Origin of the sequence: Umezawaea sp. NPDC059074, assembly GCF_042738955.1 — a bacterium.
Taxonomy (GTDB): domain Bacteria; phylum Actinomycetota; class Actinomycetes; order Mycobacteriales; family Pseudonocardiaceae; genus Umezawaea.
In genome coordinates, this window is the sequence record NZ_JBHYHC010000017.1 from 51,228 (window position 1) to 69,136 (window position 17,909).

Sequence of the window (17,909 nt, forward strand, 5' to 3'; positions counted from 1 at the left end):
CACCCGTCACGAGGTGCCGAGTTCGTTGTCGATCAGCTCGAACAGCTCGTCGTCGCTGGTCACGTCCAGCGCGCTGACCAGCTCGTCCACGTCTGCGGGCAGCGGTTCGGCCACGTCGGCTGGCACGAGTTCGGCCACCAGGTGATCGGCGATCGCGCCCGCCGTCGGGTGGTCGAACAGCAGCGTCGCGGGCAGCCGCAGGCCGGTGGCCGAGGCGAGCCGGTTGCGCAGCTCGACCGCCGTCAGCGAGTCGAACCCGAGGTCCAGCAGGCCCTTGCCCGCCGGGACGGTCACGCCCGGTGCGCCCAGCACCGTGCCGACCTGGACGCGCACCAGGTCCAGCACCGCGCGGCGACGGCGTTCGGGCGTCAACGACCGCAACCGGTCGGCCAGGTCGGTGGTGTCCTCCCGCACGGCGGAGGCGGTGCGCCGCACGGCCGGGACGAGCCCCCGCAGGAACGCGGGCACGTCCTGCCCGGCCAGCGCGGCGGTGTCCAGCCGCAGTGGCGCCACGACCGGCAGGTCCGCGGCGACGGCCCGGTCGAACAGCGCCAGCCCCTCGGCCACGGTGAACGGCACGATGCCGCCGCGGGCGATCCGGCGCAGGTCTCCGTCGGTCAGCTGACCGCTCATCCCGCGCTTGGTGGCCCACAGGCCCCACTGGATCGACAGGGCGGGCAGCCCGACGGCCCGACGCCGGTGGGCGAGCCCGTCCAGGAACGCGTTGCCCGCCGCGTAGTTGGCCTGCGCCGCCCCGCCGAACGCCGCGGCGATCGAGGAGAACAGCACGAACCGGGCGGGCCGTCGGGACGCGGTCAGCTCGTGCAGGAGCGCGGCGGCGTCGACCTTCGGGCGCAACGCGGTCGCCACCTGCTCGTCCGTCAGGGTCTCCAGCAGCCCGTCCGCGACCACGCCCGCGCAGTGCACGACCCCGGCCAGCGGCCCGTCGGGCAGGCTGTCCACCAACGCGGCCAACGCTTCCCGGTCGGCGATGTCGCAGGCGACGATCCGCACGTCCGCGTCGAGCGCGGCCACCTCGGCCGCCCCCTCGGCGTCCGGACCGCTCCGGCTCACCAGCACCAGGTGCCGAACACCGTGCGCCGTCACGAGGTGACGGGCCACCTCGGCGCCGATGCCACCCGTGCCGCCGGTGACGAGCACGGTGCCGGAGGTGTCCCAGCCCGCGTCGCCCGCCGGGTCCTCGGAGCGGATCCAGCGGCCCGCCCGCGCGACTCCGCCGCGCAGCACCAGTTGCGGTTCACCGGAGGCCACCGCGTCGGCCAGCACGGCGTCCGAGGCCGGGTCGTCGTCGGTGTCCACGAGCACGAACCGGCCGGGGTGCTCGGTCTGCGCGGTGCGCACCAGGCCCCAGACGGCGGCGTGCACGAGGTCCGGCACGTCGTCGCCCACCTCGGCCGGGATCGCGCCGTGCGTGACGAGCACCAGCCGGGTCGTCGTCCGGTCGGCCAGCCGGTTCCGCAGCAGCGCCAACGTCCTGGTGGTCGCGGCGTGCACGGCGGCGGGCAGGTCGTCGGGGTCCGCGATCCGGGGCAGGTCCACGACTTCCGCGTCCGCCACGTCCTGCGCACCGGTCGGCAGGTCCTGCCACACCATCCGGTACAGCGGGTCGAGCACGACCGCGGGTCGCACCCGGTCGGCCGACACCGGCCGCAGGACCAGGGAGTCGATGGTGGCGACCGGCAGACCGGCCGCGTCGGCCACGTGCACCGCCACGGACTCCCGGCCGTTCGGCACCAGCCGCAGCCGCACCGACCCCGCTCCGGACGCGTGCACCTGGACACCGCCGAGCGCGAACGGCAGCCAGCCGCCGTCCCGACCCGCGAGGACGCTGAACGAGAGCGAGTGCAGCGCGCTGTCCAGCAGCGCCGGGTGCAGCGCGAACGTCGAGGCCTCCGGCAGCCGGTCCTCGGGCAGCCGGGCCTCGGCGAACACCTCGTCGCCCCGCCGCCACACGGCGTTCAGGCCGCGGAAGGCGGGCCCGTAGGCGAACCCGCCCGCGTCGAGCCGGTCGTAGAGGTCGGAGACGTCCACCGGTTCGGCGCCGGACGGCGGCCACTCGGCGAGGTCGACGTCCGCCACGGGCACCGGCCCGCCGAGCACCGCGCGCGCGTGCCGCGTCCACGGTCCACCGGGCGTGGTGCGGGCGTGCACGGTGAGCGTGCGGTGCCCCGCCTGGTCGGGCGCGGCCACGGTCAGCCGCAGGTCGGCCCCACCGGACGGCGGCAGGGTCAGCGGCGCTTCCAGGGTCAGCTCCACCACGCGGGGGCAGCCGGTCTCGTCACCCGCGCGGACGGCCAGTTCCAGGAACGCCGTCGCCGGGAACACGGCGGTGCCGAACACCCCGTGGTCGGCGAGCCACGGCTGCGTGGCCGTGCCGACGCGGGCGGAGAACAGGTGCCCGCCGGTCTCGGGCAGTTCGGCTCCCGCGCCCAGCAACGGGTGCGCCACGGCGTCGAGCCCGACCGCGACCGCGCCACCCGAACCGGGCGGCGCGTCCAGCCAGTAGCGGCGGCGCTGGAACGCGTAGGTGGGCAGGTCGACCCGGCGACCGGGCAGCACGGCCCAGTCGACCCGGATTCCCCTGGCGTGGGCGTGGGCCAGCGCGGTGATCGCCGAGCGCTCCTCGGACCGCCGCCGGTCCAGCACGGCGATCGCGGCGCGGTCGGTGTCGTCGGCGGGCAGCGATTCCGGCACGAGCGCCGTGAGCTGGGCGTCCGGGCCGAGTTCGAGGAACGTCGTGACGCCGTGGCCGACCAGGGTCGTGACGCCGTCGGCGAACCGGACGGCCCGGCGGACGTGCTCGACCCAGTAGCCGGGGGTCGCGATGTCCTCGGCCAGGGCGCCGGTCACGTTGGACACGATCGGCACGGTCGGCGCGTGCAGCGCGAGGCCTTCGGCGACCTCGCGGAACGCGGCGAGCACCGGGTCCAGGTGCGCCGAGTGGAAGGCGTGGCTGGTGCGCAGCCGCTTGACCCGGCGGCCGAGCCCGCTGAAGTGCGCGGCGACGGCCAGCACCTCGGTCTCGTCGCCGGACACGACGGTCGCGGTGGGGCCGTTGACGGCGGCGATGTCGACGGCGGCACCGAAAGCGACCACCTCGGCCTCGCCTGCCCGCACCGACACCATCAGCCCGTCCTCGCGAGCGGACTGCATCAGCCGCCCGCGCGCGGCGACCAGCACGGCCGCGTCGGCGAGCGAGAACACGCCCGCCACGTGCGCGGCGGCCAGTTCGCCGATCGAGTGGCCCAGCAGGAAGTCCGGTCGCACACCCCAGTGCTCCAGCAGCCGGAAGAGGGCGACCTCCACGGCGAACAGCGCGGGCTGGGTGTACTCGGTGCGGTCGAGGGACGTGGGGTCCGGGTCGAACACGACGTCCCGCAGCGGCCGGTCCAGCAGCGGCTCGAACGCGGCGCAGACGGTGTCGAACGCGTCGGCGTAGACGGGGAACGCCGCGTGCAGCCCGACGCCCATGCCCGACCGCTGGCTGCCCTGGCCGGGGAACAGGAACGCGGTGCGGCCCGTGCGGGACGCCACGGCCCGCACGCCGTCCCACGCCTCGCCGTGCTCGGCGAGCGCGGCCACCTGCTCGACCAGTTCGTCACGGTCGCCGCCGACGACCACCGCCCGGTGCTCCAGCGCGGCACGGGTCGTGGCCAGCGAGAACCCGACGTCGGCCGGGTCGAGGTCCTGACCCGCCAGCGCGTCCAGCAAGCGGGCGGCCTGGGCCCGCAGGGCTTCCGGGCTGTGCGCCGACAGCGGCCACGCGACCGTCCCGGAGCCGACCGGTGCCTCCACGACGCCGGGCAGGTCCGGGGCTTGCTCGATGATGGTGTGCGCGTTGGTGCCGCTCACGCCGAAGCCGGACACGCCCGCTCGGCGCGGTCGGTCGACGGCGGGCCACGGCGTGCGTTCGGCGACGACGCGCACCGCCCCGGCGGTCCAGTCGATGTGCGGGCTGGGCGCGTCGAAGTGCAGCGTCGCGGGCACGACGCCGTGGCGCAGCGCCAGCACGACCTTGAAGACGCCCGCCATGCCCGCGGCGGCCTGGGTGTGGCCGATGTTGGACTTCACCGAGCCGAGCAGCACGGGTGTCTCGCGGTCGCGGCCGTAGGTGGACAGCAGGGCCTGCGCCTCGATGGGGTCGCCCAGCTTCGTGCCGGTGCCGTGCGCCTCCACCACGTCCACGTCGCCCGCGGTGATCCCGGCGTCGGCCAGCGCGGCGCGGATGACCCGCTGCTGCGACGGCCCGTTCGGCGCGGTGAGGCCGTTCGACGCGCCGTCCTGGTTCACGGCGGTGCCCTTGACGACGGCGAGCACGGGGTGGCCGTTGCGGCGCGCGTCGGACAGCCGTTCCACCAGCACCATGCCGATGCCCTCGCCCCACGCGGTGCCGTCGGCGCTCGCGGAGAACGGCTTGCACCGGCTGTCGGTGGCGAGCCCGGCCTGCCTGCTGAACTCGACGAACGTGGTGGGCGTGGCCATGATCGTCGCCCCGCCGACCAGGGCCAGCGACGACTCGCCGGTCCGCAGCGAGCGGACGGCCATGTGCAGTGCGACCAGCGACGACGAGCACGCGGTGTCCACCGTGACGGCCGGTCCCTCCAGGCCCAGCACGTAGGAGATGCGGCCCGACGAGACGCTGCCCGCGCTGCCGATGCCCAGGTAGCCCTCGTACTCCTCGGCCGGTTCGGTCAGCCGCGAGCCGTACTCGTGGTGGCTGGAGCCGATGTAGACGCCGGTGTCGCTGCCGCGCAACGACTCCGGGTCGATGCCCGCGCGTTCCAGTGCCTCCCACGCGGTCTCCAGCAGCAGGCGTTGCTGCGGGTCGATGGTGAGCGCTTCGCGCGGGGAGATGCCGAAGAACGCGGGGTCGAAGTCGGCGGCGTCGTGCAGGAACCCACCCTGCCGCGCGGACGTCTGGCCCGCGCGGTCGCCGAACAGGCCGGTCAGGTCCCAGCCGCGGTCGGTCGGGAAGTCGGAGATGGCGTCGGTGCCGCTGTCGAGCAGGTCCCAGAACTGCTCCGGGGTGCTGACGCCGCCGGGGAAGCGGCAGCTCATCGCGACGATGGCGATCGGGTCGTCGGTCGCGGCCTCCCGCGCCACCGGGGCGGCGGCGGGCTCGTCGTCGCCCGCCAGCCCGGTCCGCAGGTGCGTGACGAGCGCTTCGACGGACGGGTGGTCGAACACCAGCGTCACCGACAGCGCGAGGCCGGTGCGTTCGGCCAGGCGGTTGCGCAGTTCCACGGCCGTGACGGAGTCGAACCCGAGGTCCTGGAACGCGCGGTGCACGTCGACCGCGGTGGCGTCGGCGTGCCCGAGGACGTCGGCCACGGTGCTCCGCACCAGGTCCAGCAGCAGCCGGTCCCGTTCGGCCGCGGCCACGGCGGTCAGCGCGGGCTTCACGGCGTCCGGCACGACCGCCTCGGGCAGGTCGGCGAACATCCGCGTCGGGCGGGCCGTGGTGTAGACGTGGGCGTAGCGCTGCCAGTCGAAGTCGCCGATCACCACCCTCGTGTCGCCCAGGGTGAGGGACCGCCGCAACGCGGCGAGCGCCCGTTCCGGCGGCATGGCGGGCAGGCCGTCGCGGGCGATCCGCTCACCGACCGCGCCACCGGCCAGGCCGTCCGCCGCCCAGAGGCCCCAGCCGGCCGAGGTGGCGGCCAGGCCTTCCGCGCGCCGCTGCTCGGCGAGGCCGTCGAGGTAGGCGTTGGCCGCCGCGTAGACGGCCTGGCCCGCGCCGCCGAGCGTGGCGGCCAGGGAGGAGAACAGCACGAACGCCGACAGGTCGAGGTCACGGGTCAGCTCGTGCAGGTTGCGGGCGCCGACCACCTTGGGCCGCAGCACGCCGCGGGCCCGGTCGGGGGTGATCGCGCCGATGACGGAGTCGTCCAGGACCCCGGCCAGGTGGAACACGGCGGTCAGCGGGGCGTCGGCCGGAACGGCGGCGAGCACCTCGGCCAGCCGGTCGCGGTCGGCGGCGTCGCAGGCCACGACCGTGACCCGCGCGCCGAGGTCGTCCAGGTCCCGCAGCAGGTCCTCCGGGGCGTGGCCGCTCCGGCTCGCCAGCAGCAGGTGCCGGGCGCCGAGCCCGGCGAGCCAGCGGGCGACGTGGCCGCCGAGCGCCCCCGTGCCGCCGGTGACCAGCACGGTGCCGTCGGTCCGCCACGGCGTGCCCTCGCCGGTCGGTGCCGGGGCGCGGTGCAGGCGTCGGCCGAACACGCCGGACGCGCGCACGGCGACCTGGTCCTCGCCACCGGCGTCGGCGAGCACGCCCGCGACCCGGTCGGCCGCTCGTCCGTCCACTTCGGACGGCAGGTCGACCAGCCCCGCCCAGCGGCTCGGGTGCTCCACCCCCGCCACGACGCCGAGACCCCAGAGCATCGCCTGCGCCGGGTCGGCGGACGCGCCCCGCGTGGCCCACCACAGCGGTGCGGTGACACCGGCGTCGGCGACGGCCTGGACCACCGCGACGGCCCGCAGCAGCCCGGCCTCGGCCTCGGCGTGGTCGAGCGAGCACAGCGAGAGCACGCCGACGGGAGCGCCGTCGGCGGTCGCGAGGCGGACGCGGTCGGCCACGGTCGTGCGGTCGTCGTCGACCTCCGCGGTCACCACGGACGCGCCGCGGGCCCGCACGGCGTCCAGCAGCACGGTCTGCGGGTCGCCTTCGGGGAGCAGCACGAGCCAGGTGCCGGACAGGCGCCGGGAGCCGGTGGTCAGCGGCTGCCAGGCGGTGCGGTAGCGCCAGGAGTCCACCTCCGCCCGGTCACGACCGCCCCGGTACCAGTCGGCCAGCGCGGGCAGGGCCGGGCGCAGCGAGTCGAGTTCGGCGGGCAGGCCGTCGCCGCTGGTCACGGCGTCCCAGAAGCGGCGCTCCACAGCGGACTGACCGGTGGCCGGGGCCGCGGCGGGCGGCAGCCAGTAGCGCTCGCGCTGGAAGGCGTAGGTGGGCAGCGGCACCGGTCGTCCGGTCGGCAGCGCGGACGGCCAGTCCACCGTGCCGCCACGGACGTGCAGGCCCGCCAACGACGTGAGCAGGCGGACCGGTCCCCCGTCGTCCCGGCGCAGCGTGCCGACGGCGGTCACCGCCTCGCCCGCGTGCTCGGCGATCTCCTCGACGTTCGTCAGCAGGGCCGGGTGGGCGCTGCACTCGACGAACGTGCGGTGCCCGTCGGCGAGCAGCGACCGCACGGCGGCGAGGAAGTCCACCGGGTGGCGCAGGTTGTCGTACCAGTACTCGGGCGTCAGCCCGTCGGTGTCCAGCGGCCCGCCGGTCACCGTGGAGTAGAACGGCACCTCCGACCGCCGCGGCCGGATGCCCGCCAGCAGGGTCAGCAGTTCCCCGTGCAGGGACTCGACCTGCGGCGAGTGCGCGGCGAAGTCGACGCCGGGCACGACCCACCGCCACACGCCGTCCTCGGCGAGCGCCGCGCCGAACCCGTCCAGCGCCGTCACGTCACCCGCGACCGTCACGGCCGACTCGCCGTTGACCGCGGCCACCGACAGGCCCGGCCACGGCGCGAGCCGCTCCAGCACCTCGTCGCGCGGGCGGAGGACGAACATCATGCCGCCGGTGCCGCTCGTCGCCCGCAGCGCTCGGCTGCGCAGCGCCACGACCGCCACGGCGTCGGCCAACGACAGCGCGCCCGCGACGCAGGCCGCCGCGACCTCGCCCTGCGAATGCCCCACCACCGCGTCCGGCCGCACGCCGAGCGACGTCCACAGCGCGGCCAGCGACACCATGACCGAGAACAGCGCGGGCTGCACCACGTCCACCCGGTCCAGTCCCGGCCCGTCACCGCGCAGCACGTCCAGCACCGACCAGTCCACGTGCGCGCGGAACGCCGTGTCGCACTCCCGCAGGCGGTCCGCGAACACCGGGTAGCGCTCGGCCAGGTCCAGCCCCATGCCCAGCCACTCGACGCCCTGGCCGGGGAACACGAACACGGTCTTCCCCCGCTTGCCCACGACACCGCGGACCACACCGGTCGCGGACTCGTCGGCCGCCACCGCCCGCAGCCCGGCCGTGAGGTCCTCCACGTCCTCGCCGACCACGGCGGCGCGGTGGTCGAACGCGGTCCGCGTCGTCACCAGCGACCGGGCGATGTCGGCCGGGGCCCCGTCCACGGCCAGCAGCCGCGAAGCCTGCTCCCGCAGCGCTTCCGGCGTGCGGCCGGACAGCACCCACGCCACCGGACCCGCCGCCGAGGGCTCCGCGAGGGCGTCCGGAGCGGCCTGCTCCAGGATCACGTGCGCGTTGGTGCCGCTCAGCCCGAACGCCGACACACCGGCCCGGCGCGGTCGTCCACCGGTCTCCCACTCGCGGGCCTCGGTGACCAGTTCGACCGGCGCGGACGCCCAGTCCACGAACGGCGACGGCGTCCCGGCGTGCAGGGTGCCCGGCACGACGCCGTGCTCGAACGCCAGCACCATCTTGATCACGCCCGCGAGCCCGGACGCGGCCTGGGTGTGGCCGATGTTGGACTTCACCGACCCGAGCAGCAGCGGCCGGACGCGGTCCCGCCCGTAGACGGCCTGCACGGCCTGCGCCTCGATCGGGTCGCCGAGCTTGGTCCCGGTGCCGTGCGCCTCCACCACGTCCACCTCGGCCGGTGCGAGCCCGGCGCCCGCGAGGGCCTGCCGGATGACGCGCTGCTGCGCGAGACCGCTCGGCGCGGTGAGCCCGTTGCTGGCGCCGTCCTGGTTGACCGCGCTCGACCGCAGCACGGCGAGCACCCGCCGACCGGCCGCGCGGGCGGTCGACAACCGTTCCAGCAGCACGAAACCGGCGCCCTCGCCGATGCCGAACCCGTCGGCCCCGTCGGCGAACGCCTTCGACCGGCCGTCCACGGCCAGCGCCCGCTGCCTGCTGTAGGTGCCGAACGCCAGCGGCGCGCCCATCACCGTGACACCGCCCGCCAGCGCCAGCGAGCACTCGCCCGCGCGCACCGACCGGGCGGCCAGGTGCAGCGCGACGAGTCCGGACGAGCAGGCGGTGTCCACGGTGATCGCCGGACCCTCCAACCCGAACGCGTAGGACACCCGGCCGGACAGCACGCTCGTGGAGATGCCCGCGACGATGTGCGTCTCGACGGTCGGGTCGGCCCGCGCCGGATCACCGCCGTACCCCTGGTAGGCCGCGCCGACGAACACGCCGACCGGCGTGCCGCGCAGGCCGTCGACCTGGATCCCGGCGCGTTCGAACGACTCCCACGCGAGTTCCAGCGCCAACCGCTGCTGCGGGTCCATCGCCAGCGCCTCGCGCGGCGAGATGCCGAAGAAGCCCGGATCGAACAGGTCGGCGTCGTGCAGGAAGTACCCGCCGCGCACGTAGCTGTGGCCGGGGCGGTCCGGGTCGGGGTCGTACCGGCCGTCGACGTCCCAGCCCCGGTCGAGCGGCAGGTCCGTGTAGGCGTCGCGGCCGTCGGCGACGAGCCGCCACAGGTCCTCGGGCGTCCGCACGTCACCGGGGAACCGGCAGCTCATGGCCACGATGACGACCGGGTCGGTGTCGTCGGACGCGACCGTCGGCAGCACGGTGTCGTCCTGGCCGCCGAACAGCTTGTCGACCAGGTGCCGTGCGAGCGCGTCGACGCTGGAGTGGTCGAACACGACCGTCACCGGCAACGGCAGACCCGTCACGGTGGCCAGCCGGTCGCGCATCGACACCGCGGTCAGCGAGTCGAAGCCCAGGTCCCGGAACGCGCGCCCGTCGGCGATCTCGTCCGGCGACCCGTACCCCAGCACCCCGGCGGTCTGGTCGCGGACGAGCCCGGCCACCGCGTCGAGCCGGTCGGCCGCCGACAGCCCGCGCAACCGGTCCCGCAGCCCGGCGGCGACGTCGTCGCCGTCGTCGGGTTCCCCGGTCCGCCCGCCCAGCACCCGCCGCACCTCGGGCAGGTCGCCGATCAACGGGCTGGGCCGCGCGGAGGTGAACACCGGCGCGAACCGCGTCCAGTCCACCGCCGCGCAGATCGTCAGCGCGGCGTCGCCGCCGAGGATCCGGCCGAGCCCGACGAGCGCCGCGGCGGGATCCATGAACGGGATGCCCTGGGCCAGCAGCCGGTCCTCGGCGAGTTCGGCTGCCATGCCACCGCCTTCGGCGGGGTCCCAGATGCCCCAGGCGATCGACGTGGCGGCCAGTCCACGGCCGCGGCGGTGCTCGGCGAGGCCGTCGAGGAAGGCGTTCGACGCCGCGTAGGCGCCGTGCACGGAGCTGCCCCACACGCCGGAGATGGACGAGAACAGCACGAAGTCGGTGACGTCGTCGCCGAACTCCGCGTCCAGGTTCACCGCGCCCGCCACCTTGGCGCGCAGGGTGTCGGCGAACTCGTCCACGTCGGTGTCGCGCAACGTCACCAGCTCACCGGACGCGGCGGCGTGCAGGACGGTGCCGATGTCGTGCCCGTCGGCCCGCAGCGCGGCGACCGTCGCGCGCAACGCGTCGGCGTCGGCGACGTCGCACGCCACCACGCTCACCTCCGTGCCGAGGGCGGCCACGCGGTCGACCAGGTCCGGCGAGACCGTGCCGCGCCTGCTCAGCAGCACGACGCGTGCAGCGCCGCGACCCGCCAGCCACTCGGCGAGCTGAACGCCGATCCCGCCGGTGCCGCCGGTGATCAGCGTGGTGCCCCGAGGCCGCCAGTCCACGTCCACCGGCAGGCCGCCGCGCACCAGGCGTCGCACGGACAGGCCTCCGGACCGGACCGCGACCTGGTCCTCGGCGCCCGCTCCGGCGAGGGCCTTGGCCAGCAGCGGCGCGGTGGACGCGTCGAGCACGGCGGGCAGGTCGACGAGGCCGCCCCAGCGTTCGGGGTGTTCGAGCGCGGCGACCCGGCCGAGGCCCCAGGCGAGTTGCTGGGCGGGGTTGGTCACCGGGTCGTCGGCGCCGGTCGTCACCGCGCCCCTGGTGACGCACCACAGCGGCGTGGTGCCGTCGAGGGCCTGGACCAGGTCGAGGGTCTTCGCGATGCCGTCGGGCAGGAACGGGTGGTCGGGGTGCGGGCGTTCGTCCAGGGCCAGCAGGGACAGCACGCCGACCGCGCCCGCGAGCGCGTCGCGGTCGACCTCGGTGACCGGCACCGCCGTGGGGCCGACCGCGGCGAGCACGGTGGCCAGCACGTCGGCGTCCAGGTCCGGTGGCGTGACGACGAGCCACGGGCCGTCGGGCCCGGCCTCCGCCGGGACGTCCAGGGGGGTCCAGGCGACGGAGTAGCCCCAGTCGTCCGGGCCACCACCCGCCGGAGCGTCCACTGCGGACTTCATCGGCAGCCAGTAGCGCTTGCGCTGGAACGCGTAGGTCGGCAGGTCCGCGCTGGGCACCGCCCCGGCGGGCAGCACGGCGGACCAGTCGACCGCCACCCCGGCGGTCCACGCCTCGCCGAGCGCGAGGGCCCAGGCGTCCGGCCCGCCCTGGTCGCGTCGCAGGGTGGGGACGGCGGCGACGTCCGCACCGGCCCGCTCGGCGGTGTCGCGCACGGCGAGCGTGAGCACGGGGTGGGCGCTGGGCTCGACGAACACGCCGAACCCGTCACCGACCAGGTTCCGCACCACGTCGTCGAACCGCACCCGGTCGCGCAGGTTGCGGTACCAGTAGCCGCCGTCCGCGACGGCGTCGCGCACCCACTCCCCCGTCACCGTGGAGCACCACGGGATCACGGGCACGAGCGGCGTCACGTCCCGCAGCAGCTCGGCCAGCTCGTCGCGGATCTCCTCCACCACGACCGAGTGCGACGCGTAGTCCACCGGGATCCGCCGCACCCGCAGCGTGCCGCAGCGACCGACGAACTCCTCCAACGCGGCCGACCCGCCCGACACGACCACCGCGCCCGGCCCGTTGACCGCCGCGATGGACACCCCGGCGCCGAGCATCGCCTCCACTTCGGCGACCGGGGCCGCGACCGACACCATCCCGCCCCGCCCGGCCAACCGCCCGATCGCCTTGCTGCGCAACGCGACCACCCGTGCGCCGTCCTCCAACGACAACGCCCCGGCGACCACGGCGGCGGCGATCTCACCCTGCGAATGCCCCACCACAGCCGACGGCTCGACCCCCACCGACCGCCAGAGGTGCGCCAACGACACCATCACGGCCCACAACACCGGCTGCACCACGTCCACCCGCAGCAGCAGGGCTTCATCGGCCAGGGCTTCGCGCAACGACCAGTCCACTAACGGCGCCAACGCCCGCTCGCACTCGTCCATCCGCTCCGCGAACAGCGGCGACGACTCCAGCAGCTCCACGCCCATGCCGACCCACTGCGACCCCTGACCGGGGAACACGAACACCACCCGGTCACCGGCCTTCGCCGATCCGGTGCCGAGCACGGCACCGTCGGCGGGAATCCCACCTCCGGCGAGGACGTCCAGCCGGGCGGCGAACTCCGCCGCGTCCCGCCCGACCACCACGGCCCGGTGCTCGAACGCGGACCGGGTCCCCGCCAGCGACGCGGCCACGTCCGCGGGCCGCGCACCGGCGTTCGCGGGCAGCCACGCGGACAGGGCGGCGGCCTGAGCGCGCAGGGCCGCGGCGGACCGGGCCGACAGCACCCACGGCACCACGCCGTCGGCGTCGACGACCTCGGCGGGCTCGACCGCCGGGGCCTCTTCGAGGATCACGTGCGCGTTGGTGCCGCTGATCCCGAACGCCGACACGCCCGCCCGGCGCGGTCGGTCGGACGCGGGCCAGGGGCGGGCCTCGGACAGCAGCCGGACCTCACCCGCCGACCAGTCCACGAACGGCGACGGCTCGTCGGCGTGCAGCGTGCGCGGCAGCAGGTCGTGCCGGAGCGCCTGCACCATCTTGATCACACCGCCGACGCCCGCGGCGGCGGAGGTGTGGCCGATGTTGGACTTCAGCGATCCGAGCCACAGTGGACGGTCGGCCTCGCGGTGGCGGCCGTACTCCGCCAGCAGCGCCCCGGCCTCGATCGGGTCGCCGAGCCGGGTGCCGGTGCCGTGCGCCTCCACGACGTCCACGTCGATCGGCGCCAGGTCGGCGGCGGCCAGCGCGTCGCGGATGACCTCGCGCTGCGCGGTGGCGTTCGGCGCGGCCAGGCCGTTGCTTGCGCCGTCCTGGTTGACCGCGCTCGACCGGACGACCGCGAGGACGCGGTGACCGTTGCGCCGGGCGTCGGACAGCTTCTCCAGCAGCACCAGGCCGATGCCCTCGGACCAGCCGGTGCCGTCGGCCCCGGCGCCGAACGCCTTGCAGCGCCCGTCCGGGGCGAGACCGCCCTGCCGGCTGAACGAGACGAACGGGTCGGGCACGGGCATGACCGTGACGCCGCCCGCGATGGCGAGCGCGCAGTCCCCGGCGCGCAGGGCGCGGGCCGCGAGGTGCAGCGCCACCAACGACGACGAGCAGGCGGTGTTGATCGTGATCGCCGGACCGCGCAGCCCGAGCGCGTAGGCGACCCGGCCGGACGCGACGCTGGTGTGCGTCCCGGTGTCCAGGAACCCCTCCGCGCCCGCGGGGACGTCGAACACGGCGGAGCCGTAGCCGTTGTCGATGGCGCCGAGGAACACGCCGGTCCGGCTGTCGCGCAACGACGACGGCGCGATCCCGGCCCGTTCCACCACCTCCCAGGACGTCTCCAGCACCAGCCGCTGCTGCGGGTCCATCGCGAGGGCCTCGTTCGGGGACACGCCGAAGAACCCGGCGTCGAAGTCGCCCGCGTCGCCGAGGAAACCGCCGTCGCGGCAGAAGGTCTTGCCCGGCACGGGAGGTCCGGGGCGGTACAACTCGGCGGTGTTCCAGCCGCGGTCGTCCGGCCACTCGGCGATGGCGTCCCGGCCTTCGGCGAGCAGGTCCCACAGGTCTTCCGGAGAACGGACGCCGCCGGGGTAGCGGCAGCTCATCGCGACGATCGCGATCGGCTCACCGGACTCGGCCTCCAGGTCGCGCACCTTCGTGCGGGCGTCGGCGAGTTCCGCCATCGCGCGACGCAGGTACCCGAGCAGCTTCTCGTCCTCGGCCATGCGTTCACACCGTCCCGAAGTGGTCGCCCGCGTGCCAGGACATGTCGTTACCCCGTCTTCGACTTCCGCGCGGAACTCGGTGGTCCCGGAGGACCCAGCCCAAGCTAGGAACGGGGCATAGCGCGGAAATATCGCCCTTCACCAGCGACAACGCGGGGGGCCGACGGCGCTATCGGGACGATAGCGCCGATGGCCGATCATCACGGCCGAGGTCACCCGATGGACCGGGCCGCCGCGTGGACGCGGCGCGGGCGACCGGACGTGACGATCCGGCGCGGGCCGCCTCGGGGACCGACTGGCCCGGGAGGAATCGCATGAGCGCACAAGGAACTACGCCGCAGTACCCGGTCGGCGACACCAGCAGGCTGAGCGCGGACCCGTGGTACCGCGAGGCCCGCGACGAGGCGCCGGTGGCCAGGGTGCGGATGCCCTACGGCGGCGAGGCGTGGCTGGCGCTGCGGCACGCGTCGGTCCGCACCGCCCAGTCCGACCCGCGGTTCAGCCGCGCGGCGTCGGCCGAACTCGGGGAGGCGGCGCCGCGGATGGTGCCCGGCACGCCACCCGTCGGGTCGGTGCTGACCATGGACGGCGCGGACCACACGCGGGTGCGGCGGTTCATGGCGAAGGCGTTCACCGTGCGGCGCGTCGAACTGCTGCGACCCCGCGTGCAGGAGATCGTCGACGGCCTGCTCGACGACATGGTCGCGCACGGGTCGCCCGCCGACCTGAAGAAGTTCGTCGCGGAACCGCTGCCGGTGATGGTGATCTGCGAGGTGCTGGGCATCCCGGAGGCCGACCGCGCCGACTTCCGGGTGCTGACCGAGACGATCATGTCCGGCGTGTTCACCTCGGACGAGGCGCAGCAGTCGATCACCCAGTTCCTGGGCTACCTCAACGAACTGGTCGTGGCCAAACGCGCCGAGCCGGGCGACGACGTGCTGAGCACGCTGGTGACGGCGGTGGACGGCGAGGACCGGCTCAGCGAGCTGGAACTGGCGTCGCTGGCCGTGGCCCTGCTCGTCGGCGGGCACGAGACGATCCTCAACACCGTCCTCAACTTCACCTACACGCTGCTGACCACACCGGACGAACTGGCGAAGCTGCGCGAACGCCCGGAGCTGATCAAGCAGGCCGTGGAGGAGCTGCTGCGGCACGTGCCGATCAACTCCGGCGGCGCGTTCGGCTCGGTCGCCACGGAGGACGTGGAGTTCGGCGACGTCACCGTGCGGGCGGGCGAGACGATCGTGGCCGACATCGCGTCGGCCAACCGCGACGCGGGCGTGTTCCCCGACCCGGACGTGCTGAACCTGGACCGGGCGAACATCCAGCACCTGACGTTCGGGTTCGGGCCGCACCACTGCATCGGCGCGCAACTGGCCCGGTTGGACCTCCAGGTCACCCTCGGCACGCTGCTGCGCCGCTTCCCCGGCCTGCGGCTGGCCGTGCCGCCGGAGGAGCTGAAGTGGCGCGAGGGCGTGCTGATCCGCGGCGTGGAGGCCCTTCCGGTCGCCTGGTGACCGCGGAACGGGGCGGGTGCCCGCGAGCCTCCGCCCCGTTCACGTCACCACGCGACGGGCAGCTCCACGACACTGCGCATGAACGTGCCGACGCGCCACTTCAGCTCGTCCTCGGGAACGGCGATCCGCAGCTCCGGGAACCGTTCCAGCACGGTCTCCAGCGCCACCTGCATCTCCATCCGCGCCATCGCCGCGCCGAGGCAGTGGTGCGGGCCGTGGCCGAACCCCACGTGCGGGCCGGGCTTCCGGGTCAGGTCCAGCTCGTCGGCCCGCTCGAACACGTCCTCGTCGCGGTTGGCCGAGCCCAGCGACGCCACCACGGGTTCCCCGGCGCGCACCAGGACACCGCCGACCTCGACGTCCTCGGTCGCGTACCGGGCCAGCACGGGCCCGAGGCCGAGCGGCACGAACCGCATCAGCTCCTCCACGGCCTGCGGCACCAGCGCCGGGTCCGCTCGCAGCCGGTCCAGCTCCTCGGGGTGGCGCAGCAGCGTGTGGACGAAGTTGGGGATCTGGCTGGTGATGTTCTCGTGCCCGGCGCCCAGCAGCACGATCGCGAAGCTCAGGATCTCCTCGGCGGTGAACCGGTCGTCCTGGTCGCGCGCCAGCACCAGGCGGCTCAGCAGGTCGTCGGCGGGCTCCTCCTGGCGCTGCCGCAGCAGCTCCGACATGTACGCGACCAGGCTGCCCAGGTGCTCCTGGGTCTCCTCGGCGGACAGCGTGGTCGACGAGGCGAACACCTCCGACCAGACGAGGAACCGGTGCTGGTCGGCCACCGGCACGCCGAGCAGGTCGCAGATCACCGCGACGGGCAGCGGTGACGCGAAGTGCTCGATCAGGTCGACCGGCGCGCCGCGCTCGACCATCCGGTCCACCAGCTCGTTCGCGACCTGCTTCGCCTTGGGGCGCAACGCCTCCACGTTGCGGTGGGTGAACGCCTTGCCTGCCAGCCTGCGGACGCGGGAGTGCTCCGGCGGGTCCATCGACAGGATCACGCCGGGACCGACGGTCTGCGGTGACGTGCGCGGCTCGGCCAGTCCGGCCGCCGCGGCGGCGGCGCGGCTGAACCGCTGGTCCCCCAACACGATCCGCACGTCCTCGTGGCGGGTGGCGAGCCACCCCTCCTCGCCGTACGGCATCGTGACGCGGACGAGCTTGCGGCCCGCTCGTGCCCGCGCGTAGCGCTCGTCCAGTTCGAGGTCTTCGGCGCGGTTGAACGGGTAGTCGACCGGCTCGGCCCGAGTGGTGTCCACGGTGTCCTCTTCCAGTGATCGCCGGGCGGGCGGAACGGTGACCCGGCCTGCCGGTCGGGGAGGTTAGCCGGCCGCGATAGCGCCGCCCTAGCGGCGGGACGGCGCTATCGGGACGCTAGCGGCGGTGTCCGACGATGGCCGCGAGAACCCGGATCGAACGCAGGGAGGTCCCGTGACGGCCGCGGCACGCGAGGGGGGTCCTCCGCTCGTCGTCGTCGGCGCGGGCGTGATGGGCACCGGCATCACCACGCTCGCCCTCGCGCACGGCGTCCCCGTGACGCTGGTGGACGTCGACCGCGCGGTGCTCGACCGGGCCGAGGTCGCCATCGCCCGCAACCTGCGGACCGCGGCGCTGCTCGGCGCCGCTCCCCCCGACACACCACCGGGCGCGCTCACCTCGGTCACCTCACTCGCCGACGCCCTGTCCGGCACGGAGGTCGTCGCGGTGGTCGAGGCCGTCGTCGAGGACCCGGCCACGAAGGCCGACGTGCTGGCCCAGGTGTCCGCGGCCGTACCCGCCGGGACGCCGCTGATCTCCAACACCTCGTCCATCCCCGTCGACGAACTGGCGAACGCCGTGTCCCGACCGGAGGACCTGCTGGGCACGCACTTCATGAACCCCGCCTACCTGATCACCACGGTCGAGGTGGTCCCCGGCGCGCGCACCGCGGCCGACGTCGTCGCGGCGGCGCGGAAGTTCCTCGGCGAACTGCGCCGCACGCCCATCGTCGTGCGCGACTCGCCGGGGTTCGTCACCAGCAGGCTGCTGCACCCGATGATCAACGACGCGGCCCGCCTGGTGCAGGAGGGGGTCGCGTCGGCGGACGACGTCGACGCACTGATGCGGGGCTGCCTCGGCCACCCGACGGGCCCGTTGCGCACCGCCGACCTGATCGGCATCGACAACCTGGTCGACGCGCTCGACGTCCTGCACCGGCGCACCGGCGACGAGCGCAGCCGCCCGTGCGACCTGCTGCTCGCGAAGGTCCGCGACGGTCACCACGGCCGCAAGAGCGGTCGCGGTTTCTACGAGTACGAAGAGGCGCTGCCTTGACATCCTCCACGGCCCTGAAGGGCGTGGATTCCGGATCTCGCGATCCGGCGTTCCTGCTTCGCCGAGCTGTGCCATCCCCACTGACGC

The 17,909-nt window shown here is 74.9% G+C and carries 4 protein-coding genes; 2 read left to right on the plus strand and 2 right to left on the minus strand.

The annotated features are described in order from the left end of the window. Nucleotides 1-6 precede the first annotated feature (6 nt). Nucleotides 7-13,998 (minus strand): type I polyketide synthase, encoded by a 13,992-nt coding sequence (locus tag ACFWW9_RS10790; RefSeq protein WP_390374436.1) that lies wholly within the window; start codon nucleotides 13,996-13,998, stop codon nucleotides 7-9. 314 nt (nucleotides 13,999-14,312) lie between these two features. On the opposite strand from ACFWW9_RS10790, the gene ACFWW9_RS10795 reads away from it, so the two are divergent. Further along, nucleotides 14,313-15,515, plus strand: a complete 1,203-nt coding sequence (locus ACFWW9_RS10795; protein WP_390374438.1) for a cytochrome P450 — start codon at nucleotides 14,313-14,315, stop codon at nucleotides 15,513-15,515. 44 nt (nucleotides 15,516-15,559) lie between these two features. Here ACFWW9_RS10795 and ACFWW9_RS10800 read toward each other — a convergent pair whose 3' ends face one another. After that, nucleotides 15,560-16,768, minus strand: a complete 1,209-nt coding sequence (locus ACFWW9_RS10800; RefSeq protein ID WP_390374440.1) for a cytochrome P450 — start codon at nucleotides 16,766-16,768, stop codon at nucleotides 15,560-15,562. Between the two features lie 172 nt (nucleotides 16,769-16,940). On the opposite strand from ACFWW9_RS10800, the gene ACFWW9_RS10805 reads away from it, so the two are divergent. Further along, nucleotides 16,941-17,822, plus strand: coding sequence for a 3-hydroxyacyl-CoA dehydrogenase family protein (locus ACFWW9_RS10805; RefSeq protein WP_390374442.1), 882 nt, complete (start codon nucleotides 16,941-16,943; stop codon nucleotides 17,820-17,822). Nucleotides 17,823-17,909: the final 87 nt, after the last annotated feature.